The sequence below is a fragment of the Microcystis sp. CS-574 genome, assembly GCF_028329095.1.
Lineage (GTDB): Bacteria > Cyanobacteriota > Cyanobacteriia > Cyanobacteriales > Microcystaceae > Microcystis > Microcystis ichthyoblabe_A.
The window spans coordinates 42,178-67,835 of sequence record NZ_JAQMSY010000259.1 but is presented as its reverse complement, the minus strand read 5'-3'; the positions used below and the strand labels follow the sequence as shown (position 1 = coordinate 67,835).

Sequence of the window (25,658 nt, the reverse complement as noted above, 5' to 3'; positions counted from 1 at the left end):
CTCTTTGGTTTTGGTATCTTCCTTTTGTTTTGCATTGAGTTCTCCTACAACAGCAGCCTCGGACATTAACCGAGGTTTTTTCTTTATGGTGTATCTTAGTTTCTAAGGGTTTTTTGGGAATTCTCAATGCCTATGCCGAAAGTTTTCGCCAATATCCCCTCGAATCATCGAGTTTATCCATTGTCTCTTTTCTCAGGTGTCTATCGTGTCAAATCATAAAATTCTCGTTATCGATGACAGTAAAGTGATTAGGATGCGCGTTCGCGATATGTTACCAGAGGGTAACTTTGAATTCCTCGAAGCTAAAGACGGATTAGAGGGCTATAATCTCATTCGTACCGAAAACCCAAATTTGATTATTTTGGACTTCCTTCTCCCAAAAATCAGCGGTTGGGAGGTGTTTCAGCAAATCCAAAGCGAAGATAATCTCAAAAGTATTCCCCTAGTGTTAATGTCAGGAAGGAAAGAGGAGGTAGTAGAGAAAATACCCGAACCTTTCCAATATTTTGCCTTTATTGAAAAGCCTTTCGACCAAAAACAATTGCTACAAGCGATTAAAGAAGCGATGGCCAAGGCAAAACAGTATTCTGCCAAACCAACAGTTTCTAACCCGAAACTAGAGGAACTCTCCGGGGATTATAGCACTGATATTCAGAATCTCCATGGCCAAATTGCTCAAATGCAAACAGAAATGGAAACTATCAAAAAACAAATGTCTCAATTAGTGGCTTTTATTAAGAAAAAACTAGCCTAGAACTATTCATCCCGATCTTTGATGATTTGGGTAAGCAGTTATCCTTATCCGGTGTCGCTAATCTCTGGCTAATCTCCTATCCCTTTTCAACAGGATTTAGTATAATAGGAAGTGGTATTTATTTAGTGAGTGACTAAGAAGTTATTAATTCACTGATAACTAATTATGAATTGGCAAGAAATAGCAGGTAATTGGGTTTTTCTCCCCCGTCGTCCCCGGGGTATCATTCACTTTTTAGGTGGGGCATTTGTGGCGGCGGCACCGAATATTACCTATCGTTGGTTATTAGAAAGTCTTGGGAATTCAGGATACGCTATTGTCGCTACTCCCTTTGTTAATACCCTCGATCACAAATCGATCGCCCGCACAGTTTTAAACCGTTTTGATAATATTATTGAACGTCTGCGCTGGAATCATAGTCTGCGCCAAGGTTATCTCCCCATCTACGGATTGGGTCACAGTATGGGGTGTAAACTACACTTATTAATCGGTAGTCTCTACGAAGTGGAACGGGAGGGAAATATCCTCATTTCCTTTAATAATTATCCGATTCGTCGGGCTATTCCCTTCATCGAACCTTTGCAAATTGACACCACTTTTAACCTCGAATTTACCCCTTCCCCCGAAGAAACAAACGAGTTAATTTTCCAAGATTATGCCATTCGTCGCAATCTTTTAATCCGTTTTCAAGACGACACGATCGATCAATCTCTGGTATTAAATCCCCTGCTAAAAAAACGCTTTAATGATTTAATTGCCCTGCGAACTCTCCCGGGTAATCATCTCACTCCCTTGGGTCAAGATGTCAGTTGGCAAACCGGAGAAGTATTTACTCCCCTCGATGCGATCGGCCAATGGTTAAAACAGGGACTTGCCCGGGATAATTCCCGTCTCAAAGATGAGATTCTCCACTGGTTAAATCCCGTCCTTCCCGCCCCTCGTTAGCTTTCCTCCAGATTAATCCCCATTGCCCGTAATTGCGCCTCTAGGCGGGCTAATTTTGCCTCAGCTTCCTGGGCCCGTTGTCGTTCCTGTTGGGCTTGCTGTTCGGCAGTCCTGGCCCTTTGTTCGGCTAATTCCGCTTTTTGCTTGATTTCTAGGGTGGTCAAAAACCGCGAGCCATCGGGATAAAAAATAGCTAACTGGGGACTCTCCAGTTGAAAACGAATCTGTAGAAGCGGACTCTGCCAATTATCGATCGCGGCAATCATCTCCAATTGATCACCCCTGCGCCACCAACCCTGTAGATAATTAGCATCGGGATCGTAGAGATAATATTCTTCTACGCCAAAACGCTGATAAAATTGCCATTTTCGGCGTATTTCCGCTTTAGTGTTGCCCGGAGAGAGAATTTCAAAGACCACCTGCGGCGCAATCTGGTTTTCTAACCATTGCTTATAGGAACCTCGATCGCCCTTGGGTCTGCCAAACACCACCATAGCATCCGGCGCTTGACAGATTTTATTATCCCCCTCGACCGGATACCACAACAGATCGCCGGCGATAAACACATTGTCATTGTCTGCGAATAAACATTCGAGATTTTCCTTAATCGTCACAATCCAGCGAAACTGTTTGGTATTATCGGCCATCGGTTTACCATCACTATCGGCATAGATAATCTCCGACTCAGAGAAAGATTGGGCTTTTACCATCGTTCTACTCCCTAGCGTACTAACTATTTAGTATAACATTAAATTCCCTGACGAAAGAGGGCAAAGGCCGAGGTATAACCGTGTAAAAAAGTGCGACCGGCCACCGGCCCGATTTCTCCATTGCCAAAGAAACCGGCGAGGGGAACATTGGCGAAATAACGCTGAAAAAGACCCGAATCAAAGTCCGGTTTTTCGTAGAGATTTTCCCCGCGACCGAGACAGGAAAAGATTAAAGCCCCTAGTACCTCTGAACTATTAGGTCTTTCTTGGGGAAAAGCTTGCAAAAGTAATTCTAAATCTAGGGCGGAAGTGTCGGCATCGCGCAGGTGAAATTGTACCCGCTGCCCCGGACGAACTCGATCGCCAATTGCGATCGCACCTTGACGAGGATCTACTCCCAAAACACTGCGAATTAAGAAATCCCCGGCCCGCAACTGCATTTTAAACTCATCCCTAGCAATACCGATAAAAAGGGAGTTTTGCACTAATTCCCGGTCTTTTTCCCTTAAGGAGGGGATTAAATCCCGCAGTAGATTTAAAGGTGGTTGCGGAGTCCCATCGGCCCCTTTACCGGTCATGGAGATGATAATATTGCGTTCTCCCTCACTTACCTGATAAATCGGTCCGATGGGACGACAACCCTGGGCGACGATAGTTTCGACGATAATATTGCCAGAAAGGGCGATTCCTACGGTTCCCTGACGATAGAGATAGCTATTACGCGGTTTTTGTTGATCGTGGTAGAATAGACCCCCAGAACGTTCGATCATGCCACCACTGACTAAACCGCCGATTTTGGCCGAACCGGGGTAGGCAAAATCCAAACCCTCTAACAGATCATTGATGCGACTGGAAAAAGGATCGGCTAAAAGGATAAATTGGGGATTTTTGGCCGCTTCTACCCCTAATAATTCTGTCCAACTAGAGGGGGAACTGTCGAGATCGGGCATTTCCGCCGCTTCGATATAGAAGGGCTGCACTTCCACATTAGGCAAATGGGCGACGGTGAGACTTAAAGCCGGACTCGCTTCGATTTCTCGCGCTTTTTCCCTCTCACCCATACCGACAATCCCCGCCCCACCGCAGCCGATCAGGACAGGAACAGGGAGTTTATCCAAGATTAAGGGAACTAAACGGGGATAGTCGCTGGCATAGGCAGAAGAAATAAAAATTATGGCTAGATCTGCCGATCCAACTAACTTATCTTGCACTTTTTCCACTACTTCCGTCACCGCCGCTTCTAGGGAGGGACGGGTTGATAGGGCATTAATCCACTCGATGCGATCGCTCATGTTTCTTGACCCCAAATTTGGTCTCAATGGTCAAAGATGATCATCTTAACAATAAATTAACCTAAAAATCCTATCCGCGCCCCTAGATGGCGCAATAAATTGTAGAATTGTCATGACGTGAGCCAATAAGGCCGCAAGGGATTGTCAGTTATTTTAATCATATTTAATCTTAAAATAGAGAATTGTCCCCGCTAAGATAAAAGTAACAAAATTAGCAATAATAATCGGTTTACTGTTCATATAAAGACCGTAGATGAGCCAAAGAAAAACCCCCAGACAAAAGCAAATAAACATAGTTAAGGACAAGTCCTTAGCCGAACGATAACGCCAAGTTTTAATCACTTGGGGTAAAAAGGAGACAGTGGTTAATATTCCCGCCACGATCCCGATTAGTTCAATAATATTCACCGATTATCCTCTTGGCTCAGTTTCTCTCATTTTAAACTGTTGACTATCTAAATTGCTGGTTAAGACGGAACTCTCGACATCATCGGGTAAAGTGTTGGTAAATGTGACATTTTTTCCCATTGTTTCTATTGAGCGACTACTATCACCGAAGTGCCGATTTTTACCTTTTCAAATAAAGCTTTTATATCTCGATCGCGCATCCTGACGCAACCGTGGGAGACGGCCCGGCCGATGAGATTTTCTTGGGGTGTACCGTGAAAACCGATAAAATTCGCGCCATCGGTCCAAAATCCAATCCAACGGGCCCCTAAGGGGTTGTTTTTTCCCGATGGCACCAGTTGACCGGTGAAAGGATGTTCCCAGACTGGTTCCCGCACCATCTGAATCACCCTAAATTGTCCCGTCGGGGTTTCCCAACCCGGACGACCGATCGCCACTGGGTAAGAAGCGATCATTTTCTGTCCTTGGTAAACAAAAACCCGTCTTTTTTTTAAATTTAGCAGCAAACGAGTTTCCGTTCGAGTTACCGTGGTTGTGGGAAGGGAATTGACGGGACTAATGGGGGGATTGAGGAAAAATTCCCCTATTCCTAGACATAAACAGAGAATTGGCAGAAAAACTCGCATCTGATAGCAGCAAAGTCAAGATTTTTTATCTGCATTCTAATCTGATTGTGATGAGATAAAACCAAAGTCGATAGGACGACTCCGAGGAGGAAGGATAAAATCCCAGTCGAGTTGGGCTAATTCGGTTACACTAATCCATAGCTAGAATATTAACTTTTGTAACTATGACCGCCGCTATTGCTCTCGATCGCGTTTCTAAAATCTATAATAATCTCCCGGTAGTTAACGAGCTTTCCTTTGCTATCGAAAAAGGGGAAATCTTTGGTTTACTCGGTCCCAACGGTGCGGGAAAATCGACGACAATCCGCATGATTATCACTCTAACCGAAGCAAGTCAAGGAGAAATCGAAGTGGCGGGGTATGATGTGAAAAAATACCGCGATCAGGTGAAGAAAAATATTGGGGTAGTCTTACAACAGATTAGCGTTGATGGGGAATTAACCGTCTGGGAAAATATGGAATTTCACGGCCGGATGCACCATATCCCCAATCCCCAGAGACAGGAATTAATTGATCGCTATTTAGATTATGTCAGTTTAAGCGATCGAAAATCTGCCCTTGCCAAAACTCTTTCCGGTGGGATGAAACGACGTTTACAGATTGCTCGCGCTCTTCTTCACGAACCAAAAATCCTCTTTCTCGATGAACCAACTGTCGGTTTAGACCCCCAAAATCGTCGTCGTTTGTGGGAAGTAATTCGCGATTTAAACCAGCAAGGAATGACAATTTTGTTAACCACTCACTACATGGAAGAAGTGGAATTTCTCTGTCAGGATAACACCGCAGGAAAACCGGGCAGAATTGGCATTATGGATGCGGGCAAATTAATCGAATTAGGAACTCTAACGGATTTTCGTAGTAAGTATGGCGAGGGTTTAGTTATCAAACAAGTTGGCGATAAAATCGATTATAAATTCTTCCCCACCGTGGCTGATGCTAATGCCTATCTCGACACTTTGAGCGATAAAACTGGAGTAATGTGTCGCCCTTCCAACCTCGAAGATATCTTTGTGGAACTGACGGGACATCAATTAGATTAAATTCTTAGTTTGTCCCTTAGGAAATTGTTAAGTTATCGGTTTTTGACTCCAGTTTTTCTGAGATTAGCTCTGTTTAAATCGGCATTTCTTGGCTTTGATCTGGTGTCAATTTTATGGGCCAACCTGCTAGAGTCTAGGTCAATTAGCTGAGGCTGTCCCTAAAAACCGAATTCAACCCTAAAAAAAGAGGCTTTTAGCAATTTTTAAGCTTTTTGAGCTAGATAAATGAATCTGGAAGGGAACTTTTTCCGAAGAGGGAGAGTCGTCGGGGACTGGATAAAAACTAGAGTCCTCCCTCGATCGATAGACAAGATTGACGGTAATCGTTTAGAATAAAGCACTGAACACTGAAGAAATGACAATTATCCCTATGACCGATCTCCAAGCAAAAACTAGATGGTCAACAGCGCGGCGATATTACGAATTGCTTAGTGTTTTAGTGGAACGTAATCTCAAGGGACGCTATCGAGGTTCTTTTCTGGGGGTTTACTGGTCTTTGTTAAATCCCGCGATTATGACGGCACTATACACGGCAATTTTCGGCACGGTTTTCGCCTCTTATTTTGATAATTCTCTAGTTAACTATGTCCTAGCGGCTTTCACTGGTTTAGTCGTAATAAATTTCTTTAATGCTTCCACTAACCAAGCTTTACCTAGTATTGTTGGTAATGGCAGTATTTTAAATAAAATTCGTCTGCCAGTTAGCATTTTTCCCGTTTCCATGGTAGTGGCAAATATTTTTCAATTTGCTATTAGTATCTTTCCCCTTTTGGCTATAGTAACTCTCTGGAAGTCTCAAAGTTTAATTAATGTAATTGCTCTGATTTTTCCCGTGATCGGTCTTTCTCTGGTTTGCACGGGAGTGGGTTTCTTTGTTAGTACCCTCTACGTTTTCTTCAGAGACTTACCCTATTTTTACGAAATTGTTTGTTTTGTCGCTTGGATTAGCAGCCCGATTTTCTATCCCCCGGAAATTATTCCTCCCTCCGTACAACCATTCCTGCTATTAAACCCATTATTACCGGTAATTGAAAGTATTCGCCAATTGTCCCTTTCCCCTGGATTACCGGATTTTGGTTTGATTTTTCAATCTCTACTCGGTGGGATCATTATCCTAGGAATTGGTTGGACTTGCTTCCGACTATGGCGACATTTATTTATGGATTTATTATAAATGACAGAAGTAATTCGACTCGATCAAGTGTCTCTCGAAAGACGCACTCAAGAAGAATTTTCCTACGATCTAAAAAGGACAATCTTCTCTCTTCTTGAAGGTAAATATCGTCAACCTGCCAAAAAATTAGTTCTAGATGATATAGATTTAGTAATTAATTCTGGAGCAAAATTAGGTATCATTGGAGCTAATGGCGCAGGAAAATCTACTCTTTTAAAAGTCATTTGTGGTATTCTAGAACCGACAAAGGGACAGGTGAGAGTCAGGGGACAAATTGCTTCTTTAATTGAATTAGGAGCGGGTTTTGATCCAGATTTACCAGTAAAAGATAATATTATTCTCTATGGGGTAATGCTGGGATTTTCGCGTCAGGAAATGAAGGAAAAAACCAAAGATATCCTTGACTTTGCTGAGTTAGAAGAATATATGGGAGCGCCGGTAAAGTCTCTTTCTTCTGGGATGGTGGCTCGTTTAGGATTTGCGATCGCAACAGAGGTTCACCCCGATATTCTTATTCTTGATGAAGTCCTTTCCGTCGGGGATGAAAGTTTTAAAAATAAGTGTAAACGACGTTTAAAAAAATTCTGGAATTCTAACGCTACTATTTTAGTAGTTTCCCACGATTTGACTTTAATTCAAGAGTCCTGTGACCAAGCAATTTGGCTGAATAAAGGACAGTTGCAATGTCAGGGTACACCAGAAGATGTAATCAAGTTTTATTTGGATTCCGTGCATCAAAATGAAGTTAATTTTTAATTAAGTAGGTAATCTCAATTAATTTATCTACGTTTGGCTCTCTTGGGTTTGGTGGGTAAAATGTATTATAGGATACATTCCTGCTGGCAATCAACTGGAACGAACCACAAAGACCCAAAGAACACAAAGATTGATCGCTTCTAGATAATCTAAACTTATCACACAAAGAATAAGAGAGCCTACGTTTTACTCAGTCGAAAACGCTGTCACAAAATAAAAAACCTCGGTGTCCAGCCGAGGTAGCGCTAAGTTATGTAGGAGAACTCAAGCAAATCTGTCAATGGGGTAAACCCAAACCCCGAAAACTTTTTAAGCTAGTAGGCCAAGTTTTTTGCCGTTGTCTCGGACTCAAGGAATCATCTTCTGTCCTATACTCTTCGAGACAATCTAAACCAGCTTGCTGTCTTGGCTGTTTTGCTTTAACTTTTAGTTCATGTAAATAAATGTAACAATATTTTTACGAATTGTAAAGAAGGATTGACAAAATAAAACTTATAGGATGTATAAGCTAAGTTAATATTTTTCGCCGATCGAAGCTAGGGAGGTAATATATAGGGAGATTGGTTCACTAGCATGACAAGGTGTACCCAGAATGTCCTATTTGTTTTTGTTGCCACTATTCACCGCTGCTCTGGCTGCCTATTTCTGGCAGAAGTCCAGCGATGAAATTGCTTATCTCGCCAGTGCCGCCACGGTAATTAGTTTAGTGTTGAGTCTGGTTTTAGCTCCTTGGCAGATTCAGCTATTAATTCTCTTGACAGTTGTGATTGTCGTCACCTTTTTATGGCAAGGACGAGAAGAGCAGAAGAATATCCCCGTCCCCACTCCAGAAACCGCCGGCGAGAAAAAGTACCGTGGGGCCACCTATATGGAGCCAACAGTCGCCGAGGCTCCTGTCAAGGAGCGAGGGGGTAAATATCGCGGTGCGGAGGTTAAAATCACCAATAATCCCACGGTGGCTAACCCAATTCGCTCCTCATCTCTCAAATATCGCGGTGCTGGTTCGGCAAACAAGGACCAGTAATCAGTTATCAGTTATCAGTTATCAGTTATCAGCTTCTGAAGGCAAAAGGCAAAAGAAAGAATCTGGCAATTCTCTTACCTAAAAAGAAGGTTAGAAACTAAGCACATCAAAGCTTTTGGCTTAACCAATTAGGTCTTAGATTCAGTCGAGTTATCAGATTTGAGTTTTAAGTTCACTGATTGGGTGCATCTTATATTTGTGATTTTGGTGAGCAGCAGAAGTTATTAAAAGAGGGCGAATGCAATTCGCCCCTACAATAATATTATTGAGATGCCCCCACTTCCTACTTCCCACTTATCTACTGGTCTTGAATATAAGGCTGATTATTCTTGAGACAGTTGTATGCCTTTTGTAACTCGATTCCTAGATAACCGATATGTTCGGGAATAATTGCGGGATTGGTAGCGGCAAACTCGCGGATTAATTTCAGGGGATTTTTGCCTTGATAACAGGCGACAATTTCCCCACTGCCGGGGGTAGTTTGTTGGACGAGAATTTGTTCTTTTTCCACGGAAATCAAAAAGTTACCGCTAGGGTCAAAAAAATCGCGCTGATTGACAATTTTATCGTACTGGGTAGCGATTAATCGTTCGACATTCTCCCAAGTATCATCGTATATATGGGCCGATTGACTAATAGTAATTAATGGACCCATTGATAAATTGTATTCGGAGCGCTTGCTAATCTCATCCCTAATATGTTGCTGTAAAGCACGCAATCCCATGGCATTTGCTGGCCAAGCGGCAAACATATCATTACTTCTAAATATTGCGGTGAGAGATAATTCATTTTCTACCACTCGCACCCAAATATGATTTAAACAGGGACTACCTCCTTTTTCGTGGTCTTTCACATCCCAGAGGGACATAACTGCACTAGCTGCATCAATTTCTGAGATTAATTTATTAATAACCTGTGCAATTTGGTCCCGGCCAAACCAAGAGCGTAATCTTTGACCATAGGTGTATTTAACTCCTTGGTGTATAGGGGAATCATCAAGAATTTGTCCGATATATTCGGTGAGAAAAGGTCTATTTATAGGCAAATAATTAGGTTCGGGAAAGTAAAAGTCTGGAGGTTCATCGGTGACGACGGCCATTAGGTCAATTAATTCTTGCCATTTACCATCATATCCTGTGGGTCTAATTGTGCCGGTGGTTTTAATCTTTTGGAGAATTTTTACCCAGGTTTCGGCAATAGTTTTTCCTTCAATGCGATGACCGTATCTTGTCCCGGGTAGCAGAGAAGGAAGATTTTCTAAGAGGGGAAAGATTAAGGGTTCTCCCCAAGTTGGTAAGGGAGATTGTTCTGCATAACTTTTGACGATTTCAATCGCTTCTGGGATGGATTTAACCGGTTGATATTGAATTGATTGACGTAATTTTTCGAGAGTTTTTCGGTCAATTTCCTTGTCAATATATCCCGTGATAGGAGAATTAATTAGCCAACATTCTCTACCTGTGTCACTTTTTCCTAACTGGAATCCTTGACTAAAAAAATCTAGCAAACACTGACAGCTACCAGAGTTCTTATCTTCCTTAGTTGCGTTGAGAATAACTAAATATCTAACGTGGGGATTTGCGATTAAGTTTCTCAGCAGGGGACTAATTCCTCTGGTGGGACTATAAAGATTGCCAATTACTGCGTATTGGTCGGGATTTAAATGTTTAGCAAGGGACTGTTTTACTGTCCATCCCGTGATAATTGCCGTTTGTCCGTGACCGCAGATTAATTGATTAGGTTTATAGTGGGGTTGGTAGATGAATTTAGGGGTGGTTTCTGTACTGAGCATGGATTTAAATTAATTGTTCAAGATAATTAATAATATTTCGGTGAAGGTGTTCTATTGTATCATTGCCATCCAGTTGTAAACAATTATCTTTATATTCTTTAAATATCTCGATAAACATCTGACGAACTTTCATTAATTTTTCTTGTTTTTCGTACACTTCTGTGATGGCTCTGTTTTTAATTCTCGCTAGAGAAATATCGGGAATAACATCGATATAAATAACTATATCTGGATTGGGAAAATGTTGATTTAACTGCCGAACAAAAGCAAATTCTTCGGGATTATTGCAATTGTAGGCCAGGGAAGAAAAATAATAACGAGTAGTGATAACGTGGGTTTGTTCTTGGTGAATAAGTTTAAAAACGCCATCGTGATCATTATATAAGTGATAATGGCGATCAGCTGCAAATAAATAAGCCATTTGTCGGTCAAATTGATTTTGATCTTGGATAGAAATAAGATTAGTTTGCATTATTTCTCGAATCAAACTACCGATGACTCCCTCGGAAGGTTCCGGACTTAAAACTGCTTTTTCCCCTCGCTTGAAAAAATATTCTTGTAGGAGTTTTGCTTGGGTACTTGTTCCAGATCCGTCAATACCTTCAAAGACAATAAATTTCGGTTTCATAATTTAATCTTCTTTTTTTATATCTAATTATCTGAATAATTTTTTTAGCCAAGTTAACCAAGATTTTTTTGGGGGGATTAACTGCGTCATTTCTCCGAGCATCTCTCCCATACTTCCCCAAATATAAATATTTTTATTGAGGGATTGTATGGTTAAATTTTCTTGTAAAGCTAAACTGATGATACCGATCATTTCTGCCGATTGATTACCGACTATTTGCGCTCCCAGTATTTTACCATCTTGTCGGTAGATTAATTGACAAAATCCGGTGGTTTCTCCCCAGATTTGCTGTGCCACTATATTTTTGATGGGATAGTTAATCATCTTTACCTCCTCACCATAGCTCTCCCGGGCTGCTTTTCCAGTTAAACCCACCCAAGCAATAGCCGGATCAAAAGCAATAAATGAGGGAATTTGATCGGGATTAAAGTTAAATTTTTCTCCCGTGAGCAGATGCTTGACTAACCCAAAAGCAGCCCGGTGATTTAAAGTAGGATCGGGATAATTATTTCTGAGCAAATTTAGGGCATAAATGCGGGAATTATCGGTTTGTAATTGCTGATTAACCTTGATTAATCCTTGTTCTAGTTTAACTCCCACCCCAGCCAAATTTAATCCCTGTTCATCGACTTGATAATTACCAGCAAAAATGATATCATCAACTTCGATAACACGATTGCCTAATTGTAGCCATTTTTGACCCTCGATCGCTTTCACTTGACTAGGACAATAGCCGGGTAAAATCTTAATTCCTTCCGCTTCTAAAATGGCAGTAACTAAATGGCAGATTTCCCGATCAATATCCGGCAGTAGATAATTATCCTCGATAATTAAGCTAATTTCTTTCCCCAAACGTCGGAGAATTTGCGCTAAACTCACAGCCATGCTGCTGTTACCAATAATCGCTAAATGTTGTCCCAAATTGTCTAAATTTGGCTCTTGCCAAAGGGTTTGAGCGGTAAAATAATTAACCTCATCTAAGCCGAAAATTTTCGGGACTTGCAGATAAAAACCCGGGGCGATAAGATAGTGTTTAGCCAACAATTGCCGACCGTTAACCACGAATCCCAAATGGGGCAGCCGGACAAATTCCCCCCCACCCGGGATCACATCTATTCCTTCCGTGGCTAATCTCGCTAAAGAATGATGTTTATTAATAGTTTTATCCACTTCCTCTAACCATTGCCGCAACCGTTGCCATTGGGGATAAATGGCCGTTTCTTGCCAATGATTGAGCAGTTTATAGAGATGGATAATTTGGCTGTATCCCTTGCTAAAAATGTCCTCAGATGCCTCTAAATTGTCCCTAGAAGGCTGTTGCACTAAAGCCACCCTTTTTTTGAGGTGAACAGCCAACAAAGCCGCTTCTATCCCCGCAGGAGTGGCACCGATAATTACTAAGTCGTAAACCACAAATATAAAGTAGGAATCAGGAGTCAGTATTCAGGAGTCAGGAGACAGTATTCAGGAGTCAGAATTCAGGAGACAGTATTCAGGAGACAGTATTCAGGAATCAGGAGTCGGTATTCAGGAATCGGAAACTTAACACTTAAGTAGGGAGGCACAATTATTTGTAGGATGGGTTAGCGGTAGCGTAACATAATCTGGCGTTGGGTTTCATGCTTCAACCCAACCTACGTTCATCTTATATTTAATTCCACCCACCCACTTAAAACTCAAATCTGATAACTGATAACTGATAACTGATAACTGATTACCGGCGCCGGTCTTGCAATTTTTTATAGACATCTCGCAGAGGAACTTGATGATAGGCGAGAGCGACGAGAGTATGATAAAAAAGATCGGCCACTTCTGCAGCAATAGCATCGCCATCATTATCTTTGCAGGCCATGACCACTTCTGCCGATTCTTCGCCGATTTTCTTGAGAATTTTGTTATCTCCCCCGGCCAAAAGTTTACAGGTGTAGGATTCCGGATGAGGATCGTCTCTGCGATCGCAAATTACCTTAAACAATTCCGAGAGGGTGTCGGCCGCTGGCGGTGATTTTTGCCAATTTACTTGATGAAAACAGCTTCTTTCGCCGGTATGACAGGCAATATCACCGATTTGCTCAATAGTCAGCAAGATAGCATCACTATCGCAATCGTAGCGAATTTGACGCACCTTTTGGATATGGCCAGAAGTAGCGCCCTTGTGCCATAATTCTTGACGAGAACGACTCCAATACCACGCTTCCCCGGTGGTGAGGGTTTTTTCGAGGGATTCCCGATTCATCCAGGCCATCATTAACACTGTAGCATCAAGATAGTCTTGAGCGATCGCTGGTACTAAACCCTGGGGATTATAAGCGATTGCGTCGAGGGGAATAGCGGAGAGTAAAGAGGACATCAGTTTTTTGCGGTCAAGAATTATGGTGGGACAAATTGCCCAAAGCTTAATTATATAGCCTTAACGTTGGGCAATTTCCACAGTGCGATCATTACTAAAGGAATCCACCACAATAATATGATCTATACCCAAGCTTTTTGGTGAAAGCTGGATAAATAAACAGGCTCTAGTTTTAAGAAATATCTCAAACTGTTATAAAACTTAATCAAGAGAGGGATCATATACAAAACTTAACATTGTTTAACGTCAAAACTTCAGTTCAAAGCCAATCAATTTCCTAACCAGGCAGCTGCGTTAAAATGGGGATAAGGTTAAGAATACAACTAATCCCTACAGCAGAGTCTTTTGGATTGGCACCCATAACAAGTTATCCCGTGCGATGATCGGGGAAACTCAGGTTTTAGGAGAACAAAGAATTTTTTTCCAAATCTCTGTGGAAAGATGTATTATGAGCCATCATAAATCTTCTTCAATCAGCATTGGGAGCTAATCACAGTATGAAAGTGGACAAACACCTGTCTTAAGTTAGACAATTCTACCCTCAGGAATTTCTTTGATTTAAAACCGAGTCCTGTCGATAGAGTTATGTATATAGTAATTTCAATTAAGCTTGAGAATATCAATACCAGATTTCCTAAGAGTTTTGTCGGTCTAGACTATATTAAACCTATCTGAAATGACTATTATTCCTACTCGAGGTAATCACAGGGTGAAGGTGGACAACTACACTGTCTCAGGTTGAACGATTCTCCTACAATAAATTTTTCTAATTTAAAACCAAGTTACTATGTATGGATAACCTAATCACGATTAGAGAAGCCTCGGGCTTGCTCGGAGTTAGCATTAAAACCCTCCGGCGCTGGGAACAACAGGGGAAAATTTCCTCAATTCGTACCCCTGGTGGTCATCGGCGCTACCGACGGCAAGATATATTACAATCTGTTCAATCAACCCCATTTATCATTGGCTATGCTCGTGTTAACCGACCTGAACAAAAACAACAACTAGAGGATCAGATAAAAGCCTTAGAAGACTTTTGTCATCAGCAGGGTCAACCCTTTGAAATTCTCAGCGATATCGGCAACGGAGTCAGTCACAATCGCCCTAATCTTATGCGTCTAGTAGAGATGATGTGTAACGGTGGGTTGGAATGTCTAGTTTTAACCCATCCAGAAAGTGTTGGCCGCTTTTGTCATGATTTTATTTTGGGTTTGTGCAGTTTCTTTAAAATCCAAGTCATTCTCCTCAATCAACCCCAGAAATCCATTGCAGCTGAGGATTTAGTGGACGATCTGCAAGCCCTCGTCACCATCTGTTACAATCGTCTCTACCCGCTACATAACCCGGATCATCGGCAATTGGTGGAATACCTAGGGGCGCTTAAGAATCTCCCCTCGGCTTAAAATTATCCTTGGACTGGGTTTCTCCTCCCTCTTTGTTGCCTGTCTGATGCCGACTCGGCTATTCCCCGAACAAGGGCCAAGAATAGTAATATTTTAGCTGACGACTAACGGCTATCATAACTCTACATTGACGGCAAATGAAACTAGAAACCACGGCGATTAAACGGATTCTCGATGCTAACCTTGACCGCGCTAGAGAAGGACTGCGAATTATCGAAGAATGGTGTCGTTTTGGCTTAGATAATCCCAATTTAGCCCAAGAATGTAAAGAAATGCGCCATCAATTAGCTAGTTGGCACTCGATCGATCTTAAACGACATCGGGACACAGCCGGCGATATCGGCAGGGATTTAAGCCATCCCAGGGAAGAAATCCGGGAGACTGTCGAGGGACTGCTGCAGGCAAATCTCGCTCGCGTACAGGAGGCTTTTAGGGTTTTAGAAGAATACGGTAAACTCTATGATCTAGAGCTAGGGATAGCCTGTAAACAGCTGCGCTATCGGGTTTATCAGCTAGAGAGTAAACTATTAATCTCGCCACCTCTGGAAAAACTAAAAGCATCTCCCCTCTATCTAGTCACTTCTCCCGCCGAAAATCTGTTAGAAATCGTCGAATTAGCCCTAAAAGCAGGTTTAAAATTGGTGCAGTACCGCCATAAAACCGCCGCTGATACGATTCGTTTAGAAGAAGCCGCTAAACTGTGTGAGTTATGCCACCGTTACGATGCTTTATTTATTATGAACGATCGCGTCGATATTGCTAAGGCCGTTCATGCTGATGGTGTTCATCTCGGTCAACAGGATCTACCGATTTCCCTAGCGCGGCAATTTCTCGGCCCGACGGCAATTATCGGCCGGTCCACCACTAATCCCCAAGAGATGGCCAAAGCAATCCAAGAAAAGGCCGATTATGTGGGAGTTGGTCCAGTTTATGCCACCCCCACCAAAGCGGGAAAAACCCCCGCAGGATTGGAATACGTCCGTTATGCGCGGGAAAATTGCCCTTTACCCTGGTTTGCGATCGGTGGTATTGATAGTAATAACATTAAAGAGGTTTTAGAGGCAGGAGCGCAACAGGTAGCTGTAGTCCGGGCCATCATGGAAGCGCAGCACCCCGATGTGGTGACACAAGAATTATTAACCCAATTAAAGTAGGGTGTGGGGTGTAGGGTGTAGGGTGTGGGGTGTAGGGTGTGGGGAGAAAAAAGCTGTCTCCTGTCTCCTGAATACTGTCTCCTGTCTCGACTAGGAAATTAATTTTGCACGACTACTTATCCAAATCCATGTCAGAAATAACCTTGCAAATTAACGGCAAAACTCAAACCTGTTTACCCGCAACTAAACTACCGCAAATGCTAGAAAATTTGGGCATGAATCCTCGGTTAGTTGCAGTGGAATATAACGGGGAAATCCTCCATCGTCAGTATTGGGAAAACACGGAAATCAAGGAGGGGGATAAATTAGAAATTGTTACTATTGTCGGAGGGGGATAAAATAATCAACAATCGACAGTTGAGGGAAAAAACTTGTTAGTTATCGGTTTAATGAGTGGCACATCGGTGGATGGCATCGATACCGCTTTAGTGGAGATTAGCGGTACAGTGGAGTCTCCACAGGTGCAGTTATTAGCAGGGGAAACCTATCCCTATTCCCCCCGATTACGCGAGACAATTTTACAAGTCTGTGGGGGAAAAAAGCTATCTATTGAAGCTTTAGCCAGCTTAGATGATGATATAGCCGCAGAATTCGCCCAAGCCGCCTTAAATATCCAAAAAGAAGCCCCAAAAGCCCAATTAATCGGCAGTCACGGTCAAACCGTTTTTCATCGACCCCCCGCAAACGATCGCCTCGGTTACACGGTACAATTAGGACGGGGAGCAGCGATCGCAAAAATCACCAGTATTCCCACCATTAGTAATTTTCGCGCTGCCGATATCGCGCAAGCTGGTCACGGTGCGCCCCTAGTGCCGAAAATTGACGCTTATTTGCTTTCTCACCCCACCAAAGCCCGCTGCGTCCAAAATATCGGCGGTATTGGCAATTTAACCTATTTACCCCCCCGACAAAGGGAAAATTGGCAGCAAAAAATTTTCGGTTGGGATACCGGCCCCGGCAATGTCCTTATCGATTTGGCCGTACAATTTTTGAGCCAAGGCCAACAAACCTACGACCATAACGGTCAATGGTCGGCCCAGGGTCAACCCTGCTCCGAATTAGTTCATAAATGGCTACAGGAGCCTTATTTTCAACAATATCCCCCTAAATCCACCGGCAGAGAGTTATTTAGTCCCGCCTATCTAGCCCAATTGCACCGGGATGCCCAAGCTTATTCCCTCAGTGATGCCGACTGGTTGGCCAGTTTAACCGATTTAACCGCCATTTCGATCGCCCACAGCTATCAAACCTTTTTGCCAGAAATGCCTGCAGAAGTGCTGCTCTGTGGTGGTGGCGCTCATAATGCCTACCTGCGCCAAAGACTATTAGCACATTTGGGGGCAAATGTCAAGCTTTTGACCACTGATGAGGTAGGATTAAATAGCGATTTTAAAGAAGCGATCGCTTTTGCCCTTTTGGCCTATTGGCGCTGGCACAATTTCCCCAGTAATTTACCGAAAGTCACGGGAGCAAAAGAGGAGGTTTTATTAGGAGAAATTTATCTATGAGCAGTATATATGAAATATTTTCAACAATTCAACGCCAAAGAGTCAGCGATGGGCAAATAGTGCCAATTTTAAGCGATTGTGCCGACTATAAACGTCTTTTAATTCTTGTTTGGCCGCAATTGGGAGATTTTGACAGTCTCGAATACGCTTGGTGGTTAGAAAAAGAGGCAGCCCTTTGGCAAAATGCCGGGATTACCATTCGTGCCATCGGTATCGGCGATCGCAATTCAGGTTTAAAATTCGCTGAATATACGAAATTTCGGCAAGATTGGCTGTTTGTTGACCCGAAAGCTGAATTACACGATTTATTAGGACTGTATCGCGGTTTATCGTTAAAATTACCGAGATTTTCCCCCGGACAAAATGCCTGGTTAAATCTAATTTTGATGTGTGCGGGTGTGGGTAGTCCGGGGACTCTGGCCGAAGTGCTGCGGGGTTATCGTGGCGATCGCAAAGCCCCCCAATTAATTGCCGAGGAGGAAACAATACAAGCGCGGCCTTTACCAGCTTTCCGGGGTTCCCTATTCAATCTTGCTGGGGGTCAAGGTTTTCAGCGACCTTTTGAATTAGCCACCCTGAGACTGCGTAATATGACTCAAGTTTTGGGCAATTGGTCAACCTATGTCCCCGATAGTAGTTATCTCACCCAACGGGGAGGGACTTTTTTATTTGATAGTCAAGGAAAGTTACTCTATGAGCATCGAGATGGAGGTATCTTGGGATTTGCTGAGAATATGAGTTATCCTCTCGCTTTTTTGCGGGATTAAGCTTTTTTCTTCTCTATATAGAGAGTTTCGATTAAATGATACCAGTCCAAAATTTTAATCCTTTCCTGTTTCTCACCGATTTCAGGGAATAATAATCACAATAACCCTTTTGTAGGGCTTTTTGTTTCCCCATCGGGAATTATCATCTTACCTTGGCAGACTAGAACTGATGCACCACCCACAGAAACTTCCGTAATTTTACGGTTGTTTTTCTGAAACTTTAATTGTAAACTGCTGGGTCTGCCCATTTCCACTCCTTGGATTATCGTCCATTGATTCATCCCTTCCCTAGAAGATTCTAAGGCCACTAGGTAGCCCGCTAAAGCGGCCACAGCCGAACCAGTGGCGGGATCTTCCATAACTCCTAAACCGGGGGCAAACATTCGGCCATAGAGACGAGATAGGGGAGATTCTGGGTCAAAACAGCAGACAAAAAGGGAATTAGCGGGGGATTGACCTAATAATGATGACCAAAGAGTTAGATTTAGTTTTATTTTCCCTAAAATATCTCGATTTTTGACGGGGATGAATAAAAAAGGGAGGCCACAGGAAAAAGCGCGGGGGGGATAACCGGGTAAGAAATCGGCAACGCGTAGGGAAAGAATCGCCGCTAAATCATCGAGAGCATAAGTATCCGTCACTAATTCTGGCAATTGTGCCACTTTTAACTCACTATAGACCGGTTTTTCCCCCTCCATGATAATTTTCACTGGTACTAAACCGACTCCTTCCTCCAGATAAATCGTGGTTTCTTGGTAGGGGGGAATAGCGCCGATTAGGGCTAAAATATAGGCTGTGCCGACGGTAGGATGACCAGCAAAGGGTAATTCGGTACTGGGGGTGAAAATCCGGACTTTTTTAGTGCCTTGGGGCGTTTCTGGCGCAAAAACGAAGACTGTCTCCGAGAAGTTAAATTCGGCGGCGATTTTTTGCATCTGGGTGCGGGTTAATCCAGACGCTTCCGGAAAAACCGCCAGGGGATTACCGCCAAAAATGCGATCGCTAAAAACATCGGCGGTATAGTAGGAATAGGTAGGCACGCGGGGGATAGGGCAACAGTTATCGGAGAATTTTTTGATCTTACACCTATCTTCACCCCTGACCGCCCCCCGGTTGTCTGTCTAGGGATAGATACTCCTTGTCAGTCCTGTTAGTCTCTGTTGACTAAGAAATAATGAAAATACAGAGTTTTTCATAAAGATAAGGTATGTCTTGAATCGTCTCGGAGTCTCCTATGGGAGAAACCACAAAGACACAAAGGACACAAAGATTGATCGCTCCTATATAAGTTAAACTCATAACACAAAGAATAAGAGAGCCTAACTGCCATAGGCTCTACTACTTATCCGCTTCTAATCTGGCTAATAAACTGACTAACTTATCTCTGACGGAATTGTGAGTGTATTCGTCTTCAGGGTGAGGTTTTTGATGGGGTTTTTGAAAATAGGGACGTTCCCCGTATAATTGTCCCCATTTCACATCGACTCGGTGTACTAATTCATAGAGTAATTCTTGATTGTCTATAATTTCTTCTAGGATTAACTGTAAAGCTTGAACGGGATTATCTAAATTTTGACTGACTTTGGTTAATTCTTCATCGACGATAAGCTGTAAAATTATCTGCAAAGCTCCCGAAGAATCCCCTAAATTAGCGGCAATAAATTGTTTAATCTCTGTGGTAACTTGCACTAATTTGGGGACAGGAGATTCTCCTTTGAGGAAATCCGCCCCCTCTTGAGCGATAAAATCTGCTAGGGTAAACTCGCGCCTTTCGATGATATCTTGGGAAAAATCCGGTTCTTCAGGGGTCATAAATTAAAAATATTAGCGATAATAGACTCTAGGACTTATTGTGACATTTTTAGGAATATCTATGGGCATCGATCGCAGAGAGTTTCAGCAGCGTCGTCAGCAGGTAATGGAAAAAATCGGCAATGGAACGGCAATTTTTCGCAGTGCGCCCATGGTGGTCATGCACAATGACGTAGAATACACCTATCGTCAGGATAGTGACTTTTTTTACCTGACAGGATTTAATGAACCGGAGGCGGTGGCGGTTTTAGCACCCCATCACCCCGAACATCAGTTTATCCTGTTCGTGCAGCCAAAAGACCCAGAAAAAGAAACCTGGACCGGCTATCTCCACGGTGTGGAAGGAGCAAAGGAGATTTTTGCTGCTGATGAGGCCTATTCTATCGAAGAATTGGACGAAAAATTACCCCAATATCTCGAAAAAGCCGAACGAATTTATTATCATCTCGGCCGGGACAAAACTTTTAATACAAATGTTCTAAAGCACTGGCAAAAATTAATCGCCACTTTTCCCCGTCGCGGCACTGGACCGACTGCTTTAGAGGATACTAATTTTATTCTCCATCCTTTGCGCTTACTGAAAACCGAGGCCGAATTGGACAATATTCGCCAAGCAACTGCTATTTCAGCACAGGCACATAATCGGGCCAGAGAATTTACCAAAGTTGGTCACTATGAGTATCAAATTCAAGCGGAAATTGAGCATACTTTTCGCCTAGAAGGGGGTATGGGTCCCGCTTATCCTTCTATTGTTGCTAGTGGTGCTAATGCCTGTATTCTGCACTATATCAACAATAATCGCCAAGTACAAGAAAATGAGCTTTTATTAATTGATGCTGGTTGTGCCTACAATTACTATAACGGTGATATTACCCGCACTTTTCCCGTTAATGGTAAATTTACCCCCGAACAAAAAATTATCTATGAAATTGTTCTGGAAGCTCAATTAAAGGCGATTGAAGTGGTAAAAACTGGTAATCCTTATAATCTTTTTCATGACACGGCCGTGAGGACAATTGTGGAGGGATTAGTGGATTTAGGGCTATTGGTCGGCGACATTGATGAGATAATTAAAGAGGAAAAATATAAGCCTTTTTATATGCACAGAACTGGCCATTGGTTAGGATTAGATGTCCATGATGCGGGAGGTTATAAAGTTAACGAAGAAACTTGGCAAACTTTGCAGCCTGGTCATGTTTTAACCGTGGAACCGGGGATTTATATCTCCCCCGATATTAAACCTGCTGAAGGACAGCCGGAAGTGCCGGAAAAATGGCGAGGTATCGGTATCCGTATCGAAGATGATGTGTTAGTTACTGCCACAGGAAATGAGGTTTTAACTGCAACGGTTCCCAAAAAAGTTGAGGATATCGAATCTTAAGTAAAAAGCTAGGTGTTAAAAATTGTCAGATTCCCCCTAACCCTAGGGTTGATTAATAGTAGGGTTGATTCATGAATCAACCCTACCCCCCTTAAGGATATTCAATTAAGTTTTTTCTAGAGATTATTATGGTTGTCACCAAAGAAAAATTATATACCTTTGCGGAATATTTAAATTATCAGGACTGCACGGATGATAAATACGAATTATTTAACGGAGAATTAATTTCCATGCCTCCCGCTAGTGGCTTTCATTCTTTGATACTTAGATATATATTTAAGGTGTTAGAAAGGGAAATAGAGAGGCTACAATTAGACTGGCAAGTTATGCCCGCTACGGTGGGAATTCGCACCGATAAAGCTAAATCGAGAATCCCAGACTTAATGATTTTAACTGCCGAACAATGTCAAGAGATTAGAAATATGACTACAGCAGTGATTGAATTTCCTCCCCTGTTAGTTGTAGAAATTGTTAGCCCCAATAATGCTGATGATGACTACCGTTATAAACGTTCAGAATACGCAGTGAGAGGCATTCCTGAATACTGGATTATCGATCCTATTGCCCTAAAAATATCGGTTTTAAACCTAATTTCGGGATTTTATGAACTGGCAGAATTTAACAACGAAGATAGAATAATATCGGTGACATTTCCCGATTTACAATTAACTCCTCAAATGGTCTTTGAATAGTAAAATCTTGGTGGAGGTTATCATGATTACTACCCAACAAAAAATATATACCTTTGCGGAATATTTAAATTCTCAGGACTCCACAGATAATAAATATGAATTATTTAACGGAGAATTAATTCCTATGCCTCCTGCTAGTGGCTTTCATGCCTTAATTCTTGCCTTTATTTATGATTATTTAATGGCAGAAATTAAAAGATTAAATCTAACTTGGAAAGTCATGCCTGCTACCGTGGGAATTCGCACCGATAAAGCTAAATCGAGAATCCCAGACTTAATGATTTTAACTGCCGAACAATGTCAAGAGATTAGAAATATGACCATAGCAGTGATTGAATTTCCTCCCCTGTTAGTTGTAGAAATTGTTAGCCCCAATAATGCTGATGATGACTACCGTTATAAACGTTCAGAATATGCAGTGAGAGGCATTCCTGAATACTGGATTATCGATCCTATTGCTGTAAAAATATCGGTTTTAACCCTGATTTCGGGATTTTATGAACTGGCAGAATTTAACAACGAAGATAGAATAATATCGGTAACATTTCCCGATTTAAAATTAACTCCTCAAATGGTTTTTGCCCAGTAGCATTATTAACGATTATGACTATCCCCTTAGAAATCCAACAACGCTGCCAACAATTAAAAACAGAACTACAAAGGGCCAGTTATGCTTATTATGTTCTTGATGATCCTTTTATATCCGATAGCGTTTATGATCAACTTTATCGGGAATTAGAAGACATAGAAAAGCGTTATCCCCAATTAATCACCCCCGATAGTCCCACCCAAAGAGTCGGGGATAAAATCTCTAGTCAATTTGTTTCTGTTCGTCATAATATTCCCCTGTATAGTCTCGAAAATGCCTTTAACCTCGAAGAATTAAATAAATGGGGCAGCCGTTGGCAAAGATATATAAATGAAACCCAAGACACAGAATATGTGTGTGAATTAAAAATCGATGGTTCCGCGTTAGCTTTAACCTACGAAAACGGCTTTTTAGTCAGAGGTGTTACTAGAGGGGATGGAGTCACTGGCGAAGATATTACCCCCAATGTGCGGACTATTCGCTCTATTCCTTTACGCTTAAATATAGACAATCCCCCGGCAATTGTGGAAGTGCGCGGTGAAGCCTTTTTACCCCTCGATACCTTCGATAAAATCAATCAAGAAAGAGAAGAAAAAAGGGAATCTCTCTTTGCTAATCCCCGCAATGCGGCAGCAGGAACCCTACGACAATTAGATCCGAAAATAGTTGATAAAAGACGCTTACAATTTTTTGCCTATACCCTGCATTTAGACGATAACAATATCACTACTCAATGGCAATCCTTAGATAGATTAGAAACCATGGGATTTCTGGTTAATCCCCACCGTCAACTCTGTCCATCCCTGCAAGAAGTGGCGCAATACTATCAAGATTGGCAAGAAAAACGTCATCAATTAGCCTACATGACCGATGGTGTCGTAGTCAAAATCAACGATTTACAGCGACAAAATCGCTTAGGATTCACTCAAAAATTCCCCCGGTGGGCCATCGCTTTAAAATATCCTGCCGAAGAAGTCCCCACGGTAGTTAAAGATATTATCGTCAATGTGGGACGCACCGGCGCAGTCACACCCATGGCGGTGATGGAACCGGTACAGGTAGCAGGGACCACCGTACAAAGGGCTACTTTACATAATAGCGATCGAGTGGCCGAATTAGATATCCGAGTCGGTGACACGGTAATTATCCGCAAAGCGGGGGAAATTATCCCGGAAGTGGTGAGAATCCTGCCAGAATTGCGTCCTAGCCACACCTTACCCTTTCAGATGCCCACTAATTGCCCTGAATGTCAATCTCCCCTAGTCCGTCCGGTGGGGGAAGCGGTGACGCGCTGTGTTAATAGTTCCTGTCCGGCGATTTTGCGGGGAAGTGTAGTACATTGGGCCAGTCGCGATGCTCTCGATATTCGGGGATTAGGGGAAAAAGTGGTGATTTTGCTGATTGAACAGGGATTAGTCACCGCCATTTCTGACCTCTACAGCCTCGAAAAAACGGAAATTGCCAAATTAGACCGAATGGGCGAGAAATCAGCCTTAAATTTGATTACAGCTATGGCTCAGAGCAAAAATCAAAGCTGGTCGAGGGTACTTTATGGGCTAGGAATTCGCTATGTGGGCAGCGTTAACGCCAAAATTCTCACCGAAAGTTTTCGGACTGTGGAGGAGTTAGCTAACGCCAGCGTGACTGATTTAGCCTCTATCTATGGTATCGGTGAAGAAATCGCTCAATCGGTCTATGATTGGTTTAGAATCGAGGCTAATCGGGATTTAGTCGCTAAATTACAGGCAGCGGGTTTACAATTTGCCGCAGCAGCAAAAACCACCACCACTAAAGCGACTTTAGCAGGGAAAACCTTTGTCATTACTGGCACTTTACCAACTCTCAAACGGGAGGAAGCGAAAGAATTAATCGAAAAAGCTGGGGGGAAAGTGACGGGTTCTGTCAGCAAAAAAACCGATTATTTAGTGCTAGGAGAAGCGGCGGGTTCTAAGCTAGAAAAAGCCCTAGAATTGGGCATTACTCAGCTAACCGAAGCACAATTACTCGAATTAATCAAGGGTTAAAAGCTTAAGTATTATCGATTAACCCAGCAACAGCATCAAGATAATCATTAAGTTCCATTTTGTGAGCTTGGGCAAATAAATTAAGGGTTTCTACCTTTGTTCCTTCTCCCTGTTCAATGCGTCTCACTTGACGCTCGGATACTCCTATAATATCTGATTGTCGCAGTTGATGCTGTTTGCGTAAAGAGGCAATCGCTCGACCAAAAATCTGATCATGTTTTAATTTAATCGCTGCAAACTTTTGTTTTGCTTTTGGTTCAATCACACTCAAAAAAGCCTCTATATCAAGATGAATATCCACGACTGGCCAATGAATATAACTACCATCTTCTGCTATAATAAACTTCTCTCTTTCTTCTAGAGGAATACGCTGTAAAGCTGGCATAGATGCAAAGGGAATTTCTAGCTCATCGAGATCACAGCGACTGATTAATAAACTTTCCCCAATAACTAAAGCTGTGGCGATTAAATGCTCTTGCGCTCCCCAACTCCAAGCATTAATCACCCTTGTCGGTAAAATAAAATCTCGATAAACGAGGGTATTTCGCAGGGTGCGTAAATTGGCCTGTTTAAATAGTTGCGGCAACCAGATAGAATCAATGTCTGCTCGGATAAAAAGACCTCGCAGATGATGTTTATCATTAGCATTTCTGGCAATATCTGACACTGCTTTTAAACTGGTCAAAGAAGTACAAATAAAGATGTTTTTTAAAGAATCAATATTCTTTAAATCTGGTAAGGAAAGAATCTGCACAGATTGAAACTCTGGCAAGAAATTATAAATTTCTTTATCCTCAATTATAACAGTAATTTCTGGCTTATTTAACAT

26 protein-coding genes are annotated in these 25,658 nt (G+C 42.3%); 15 read left to right on the top strand and 11 right to left on the bottom strand.

The annotated features are described in order from the left end of the window. Window positions 1-205 precede the first annotated feature (205 nt). Together PN470_RS21635 and PN470_RS21630 are read left to right on the top strand one after the other, a co-directional pair. Entirely contained in the window at window positions 206-754 is a 549-nt protein-coding gene (locus tag PN470_RS21635; protein ID WP_103111439.1) for a response regulator, read from the top strand. A 165-nt stretch (window positions 755-919) separates the two neighbouring features. Next, the gene (locus tag PN470_RS21630) at window positions 920-1,699 is read left to right on the top strand and encodes a DUF1350 family protein (RefSeq protein ID WP_002739518.1); all 780 of its coding nucleotides are present in this window, start codon (window positions 920-922) and stop codon (window positions 1,697-1,699) included. Here PN470_RS21630 and PN470_RS21625 read toward each other — a convergent pair. The 4 genes from PN470_RS21625 to PN470_RS21610 all read right to left on the bottom strand — a co-directional run bounded on the left by PN470_RS21625 (window position 1,696) and on the right by PN470_RS21610 (window position 4,735). After that, on the bottom strand, window positions 1,696-2,409 hold the full coding sequence (locus PN470_RS21625; RefSeq protein WP_271938324.1) for a Uma2 family endonuclease: 714 nt from the start codon (window positions 2,407-2,409) through the stop codon (window positions 1,696-1,698). The two genes, PN470_RS21630 and PN470_RS21625, sit on opposite strands and share 4 nt — an antisense overlap. Window positions 2,410-2,447: 38 nt before the next feature. Next, the gene (locus tag PN470_RS21620) at window positions 2,448-3,701 is read right to left on the bottom strand and encodes an FIST signal transduction protein (protein WP_271938322.1); all 1,254 of its coding nucleotides are present in this window, start codon (window positions 3,699-3,701) and stop codon (window positions 2,448-2,450) included. 153 nt (window positions 3,702-3,854) lie between these two features. Then, window positions 3,855-4,109 carry a SemiSWEET transporter gene (locus PN470_RS21615; protein WP_002739519.1) on the bottom strand — a complete coding sequence of 85 codons (255 nt, stop codon included), beginning with the start codon at window positions 4,107-4,109 and terminating at the stop codon, window positions 3,855-3,857. Between the two features lie 125 nt (window positions 4,110-4,234). Next, window positions 4,235-4,735 (bottom strand): L,D-transpeptidase, encoded by a 501-nt coding sequence (locus PN470_RS21610; RefSeq protein WP_002776653.1) that lies wholly within the window; start codon window positions 4,733-4,735, stop codon window positions 4,235-4,237. 164 nt (window positions 4,736-4,899) lie between these two features. On the opposite strand from PN470_RS21610, the gene PN470_RS21605 reads away from it, so the two are divergent. The 4 genes from PN470_RS21605 to PN470_RS21590 all read left to right on the top strand — a co-directional run bounded on the left by PN470_RS21605 (window position 4,900) and on the right by PN470_RS21590 (window position 8,729). Beyond that, the gene (locus tag PN470_RS21605; protein ID WP_271938319.1) at window positions 4,900-5,775 is read left to right on the top strand and encodes an ABC transporter ATP-binding protein; all 876 of its coding nucleotides are present in this window, start codon (window positions 4,900-4,902) and stop codon (window positions 5,773-5,775) included. A 370-nt stretch (window positions 5,776-6,145) separates the two neighbouring features. Next, a complete protein-coding gene (locus PN470_RS21600; protein WP_002751332.1) occupies window positions 6,146-6,949 on the top strand; it encodes an ABC transporter permease in 804 nt (267 codons plus the stop codon). After that, window positions 6,950-7,705 carry an ABC transporter ATP-binding protein gene (locus PN470_RS21595; protein WP_002776645.1) on the top strand — a complete coding sequence of 252 codons (756 nt, stop codon included), beginning with the start codon at window positions 6,950-6,952 and terminating at the stop codon, window positions 7,703-7,705. It begins immediately after the preceding gene. A 592-nt stretch (window positions 7,706-8,297) separates the two neighbouring features. Continuing rightward, the gene (locus PN470_RS21590; RefSeq protein ID WP_002793009.1) at window positions 8,298-8,729 is read left to right on the top strand and encodes a DUF4278 domain-containing protein; all 432 of its coding nucleotides are present in this window, start codon (window positions 8,298-8,300) and stop codon (window positions 8,727-8,729) included. 298 nt (window positions 8,730-9,027) lie between these two features. Here the strand turns inward: PN470_RS21590 and PN470_RS21585 are convergent, their stop codons facing one another. The 4 genes from PN470_RS21585 to hisIE form a co-directional block, all read right to left on the bottom strand. Then, window positions 9,028-10,521, bottom strand: a complete 1,494-nt coding sequence (locus PN470_RS21585) for a thymidylate synthase (RefSeq protein ID WP_016516092.1) — start codon at window positions 10,519-10,521, stop codon at window positions 9,028-9,030. A gap of 4 nt (window positions 10,522-10,525) precedes the next feature. Next, window positions 10,526-11,149 carry a dTMP kinase gene (tmk, locus tag PN470_RS21580; RefSeq protein ID WP_271938312.1) on the bottom strand — a complete coding sequence of 208 codons (624 nt, stop codon included), beginning with the start codon at window positions 11,147-11,149 and terminating at the stop codon, window positions 10,526-10,528. A gap of 27 nt (window positions 11,150-11,176) precedes the next feature. Next, the gene (locus PN470_RS21575) at window positions 11,177-12,562 is read right to left on the bottom strand and encodes a dihydrolipoyl dehydrogenase family protein (RefSeq protein WP_271938310.1); all 1,386 of its coding nucleotides are present in this window, start codon (window positions 12,560-12,562) and stop codon (window positions 11,177-11,179) included. Window positions 12,563-12,863: 301 nt separating this feature from the next. Then, entirely contained in the window at window positions 12,864-13,499 is a 636-nt protein-coding gene (gene hisIE, locus PN470_RS21570; RefSeq protein ID WP_103111441.1) for a bifunctional phosphoribosyl-AMP cyclohydrolase/phosphoribosyl-ATP diphosphatase HisIE, read from the bottom strand. Window positions 13,500-14,290: 791 nt separating this feature from the next. Here hisIE and PN470_RS21565 point away from each other — a divergent pair. The 5 genes from PN470_RS21565 to PN470_RS21545 all read left to right on the top strand — a co-directional run bounded on the left by PN470_RS21565 (window position 14,291) and on the right by PN470_RS21545 (window position 18,331). Next, on the top strand, window positions 14,291-14,902 hold the full coding sequence (locus PN470_RS21565; RefSeq protein WP_002739943.1) for an IS607 family transposase: 612 nt from the start codon (window positions 14,291-14,293) through the stop codon (window positions 14,900-14,902). Window positions 14,903-15,039: 137 nt separating this feature from the next. Continuing rightward, window positions 15,040-16,056, top strand: coding sequence for a thiamine phosphate synthase (locus tag PN470_RS21560; RefSeq protein WP_272105067.1), 1,017 nt, complete (start codon window positions 15,040-15,042; stop codon window positions 16,054-16,056). A 128-nt stretch (window positions 16,057-16,184) separates the two neighbouring features. Next, window positions 16,185-16,394, top strand: coding sequence for a sulfur carrier protein ThiS (gene thiS, locus PN470_RS21555; RefSeq protein WP_002751314.1), 210 nt, complete (start codon window positions 16,185-16,187; stop codon window positions 16,392-16,394). 33 nt (window positions 16,395-16,427) lie between these two features. Further along, entirely contained in the window at window positions 16,428-17,564 is a 1,137-nt protein-coding gene (locus PN470_RS21550) for an anhydro-N-acetylmuramic acid kinase (protein ID WP_272105066.1), read from the top strand. Continuing rightward, window positions 17,561-18,331 carry a peroxiredoxin-like family protein gene (locus PN470_RS21545; protein WP_002751310.1) on the top strand — a complete coding sequence of 257 codons (771 nt, stop codon included), beginning with the start codon at window positions 17,561-17,563 and terminating at the stop codon, window positions 18,329-18,331. Before PN470_RS21550 ends, PN470_RS21545 begins: the two co-directional genes overlap by 4 nt. A gap of 95 nt (window positions 18,332-18,426) precedes the next feature. Here PN470_RS21545 and PN470_RS21540 read toward each other — a convergent pair whose 3' ends face one another. After that, the gene (locus PN470_RS21540; RefSeq protein WP_193979264.1) at window positions 18,427-19,371 is read right to left on the bottom strand and encodes a PhzF family phenazine biosynthesis protein; all 945 of its coding nucleotides are present in this window, start codon (window positions 19,369-19,371) and stop codon (window positions 18,427-18,429) included. 298 nt (window positions 19,372-19,669) lie between these two features. Beyond that, entirely contained in the window at window positions 19,670-20,143 is a 474-nt protein-coding gene (locus PN470_RS21535) for a hypothetical protein (RefSeq protein WP_272105065.1), read from the bottom strand. Window positions 20,144-20,204: 61 nt separating this feature from the next. Between PN470_RS21535 and PN470_RS21530 the strand changes: the two genes are divergently transcribed. The 4 genes from PN470_RS21530 (at window position 20,205) to ligA (ending at window position 24,829) form a co-directional block, all read left to right on the top strand. Continuing rightward, entirely contained in the window at window positions 20,205-21,524 is a 1,320-nt protein-coding gene (locus tag PN470_RS21530; RefSeq protein WP_123231059.1) for an aminopeptidase P N-terminal domain-containing protein, read from the top strand. 128 nt (window positions 21,525-21,652) lie between these two features. Further along, complete coding sequence (locus PN470_RS21525; RefSeq protein ID WP_272105064.1) at window positions 21,653-22,216, top strand: Uma2 family endonuclease; 564 nt, start codon at window positions 21,653-21,655, stop codon at window positions 22,214-22,216. Between the two features lie 22 nt (window positions 22,217-22,238). Then, the gene (locus PN470_RS21520; protein WP_272105063.1) at window positions 22,239-22,805 is read left to right on the top strand and encodes a Uma2 family endonuclease; all 567 of its coding nucleotides are present in this window, start codon (window positions 22,239-22,241) and stop codon (window positions 22,803-22,805) included. Between the two features lie 14 nt (window positions 22,806-22,819). Beyond that, window positions 22,820-24,829 carry an NAD-dependent DNA ligase LigA gene (gene ligA, locus PN470_RS21515; protein ID WP_272105062.1) on the top strand — a complete coding sequence of 670 codons (2,010 nt, stop codon included), beginning with the start codon at window positions 22,820-22,822 and terminating at the stop codon, window positions 24,827-24,829. Between the two features lie 4 nt (window positions 24,830-24,833). Here the strand turns inward: ligA and PN470_RS21510 are convergent, their stop codons facing one another. Then, the gene (locus tag PN470_RS21510; protein WP_272105061.1) at window positions 24,834-25,658 is read right to left on the bottom strand and encodes a DUF2442 domain-containing protein; all 825 of its coding nucleotides are present in this window, start codon (window positions 25,656-25,658) and stop codon (window positions 24,834-24,836) included.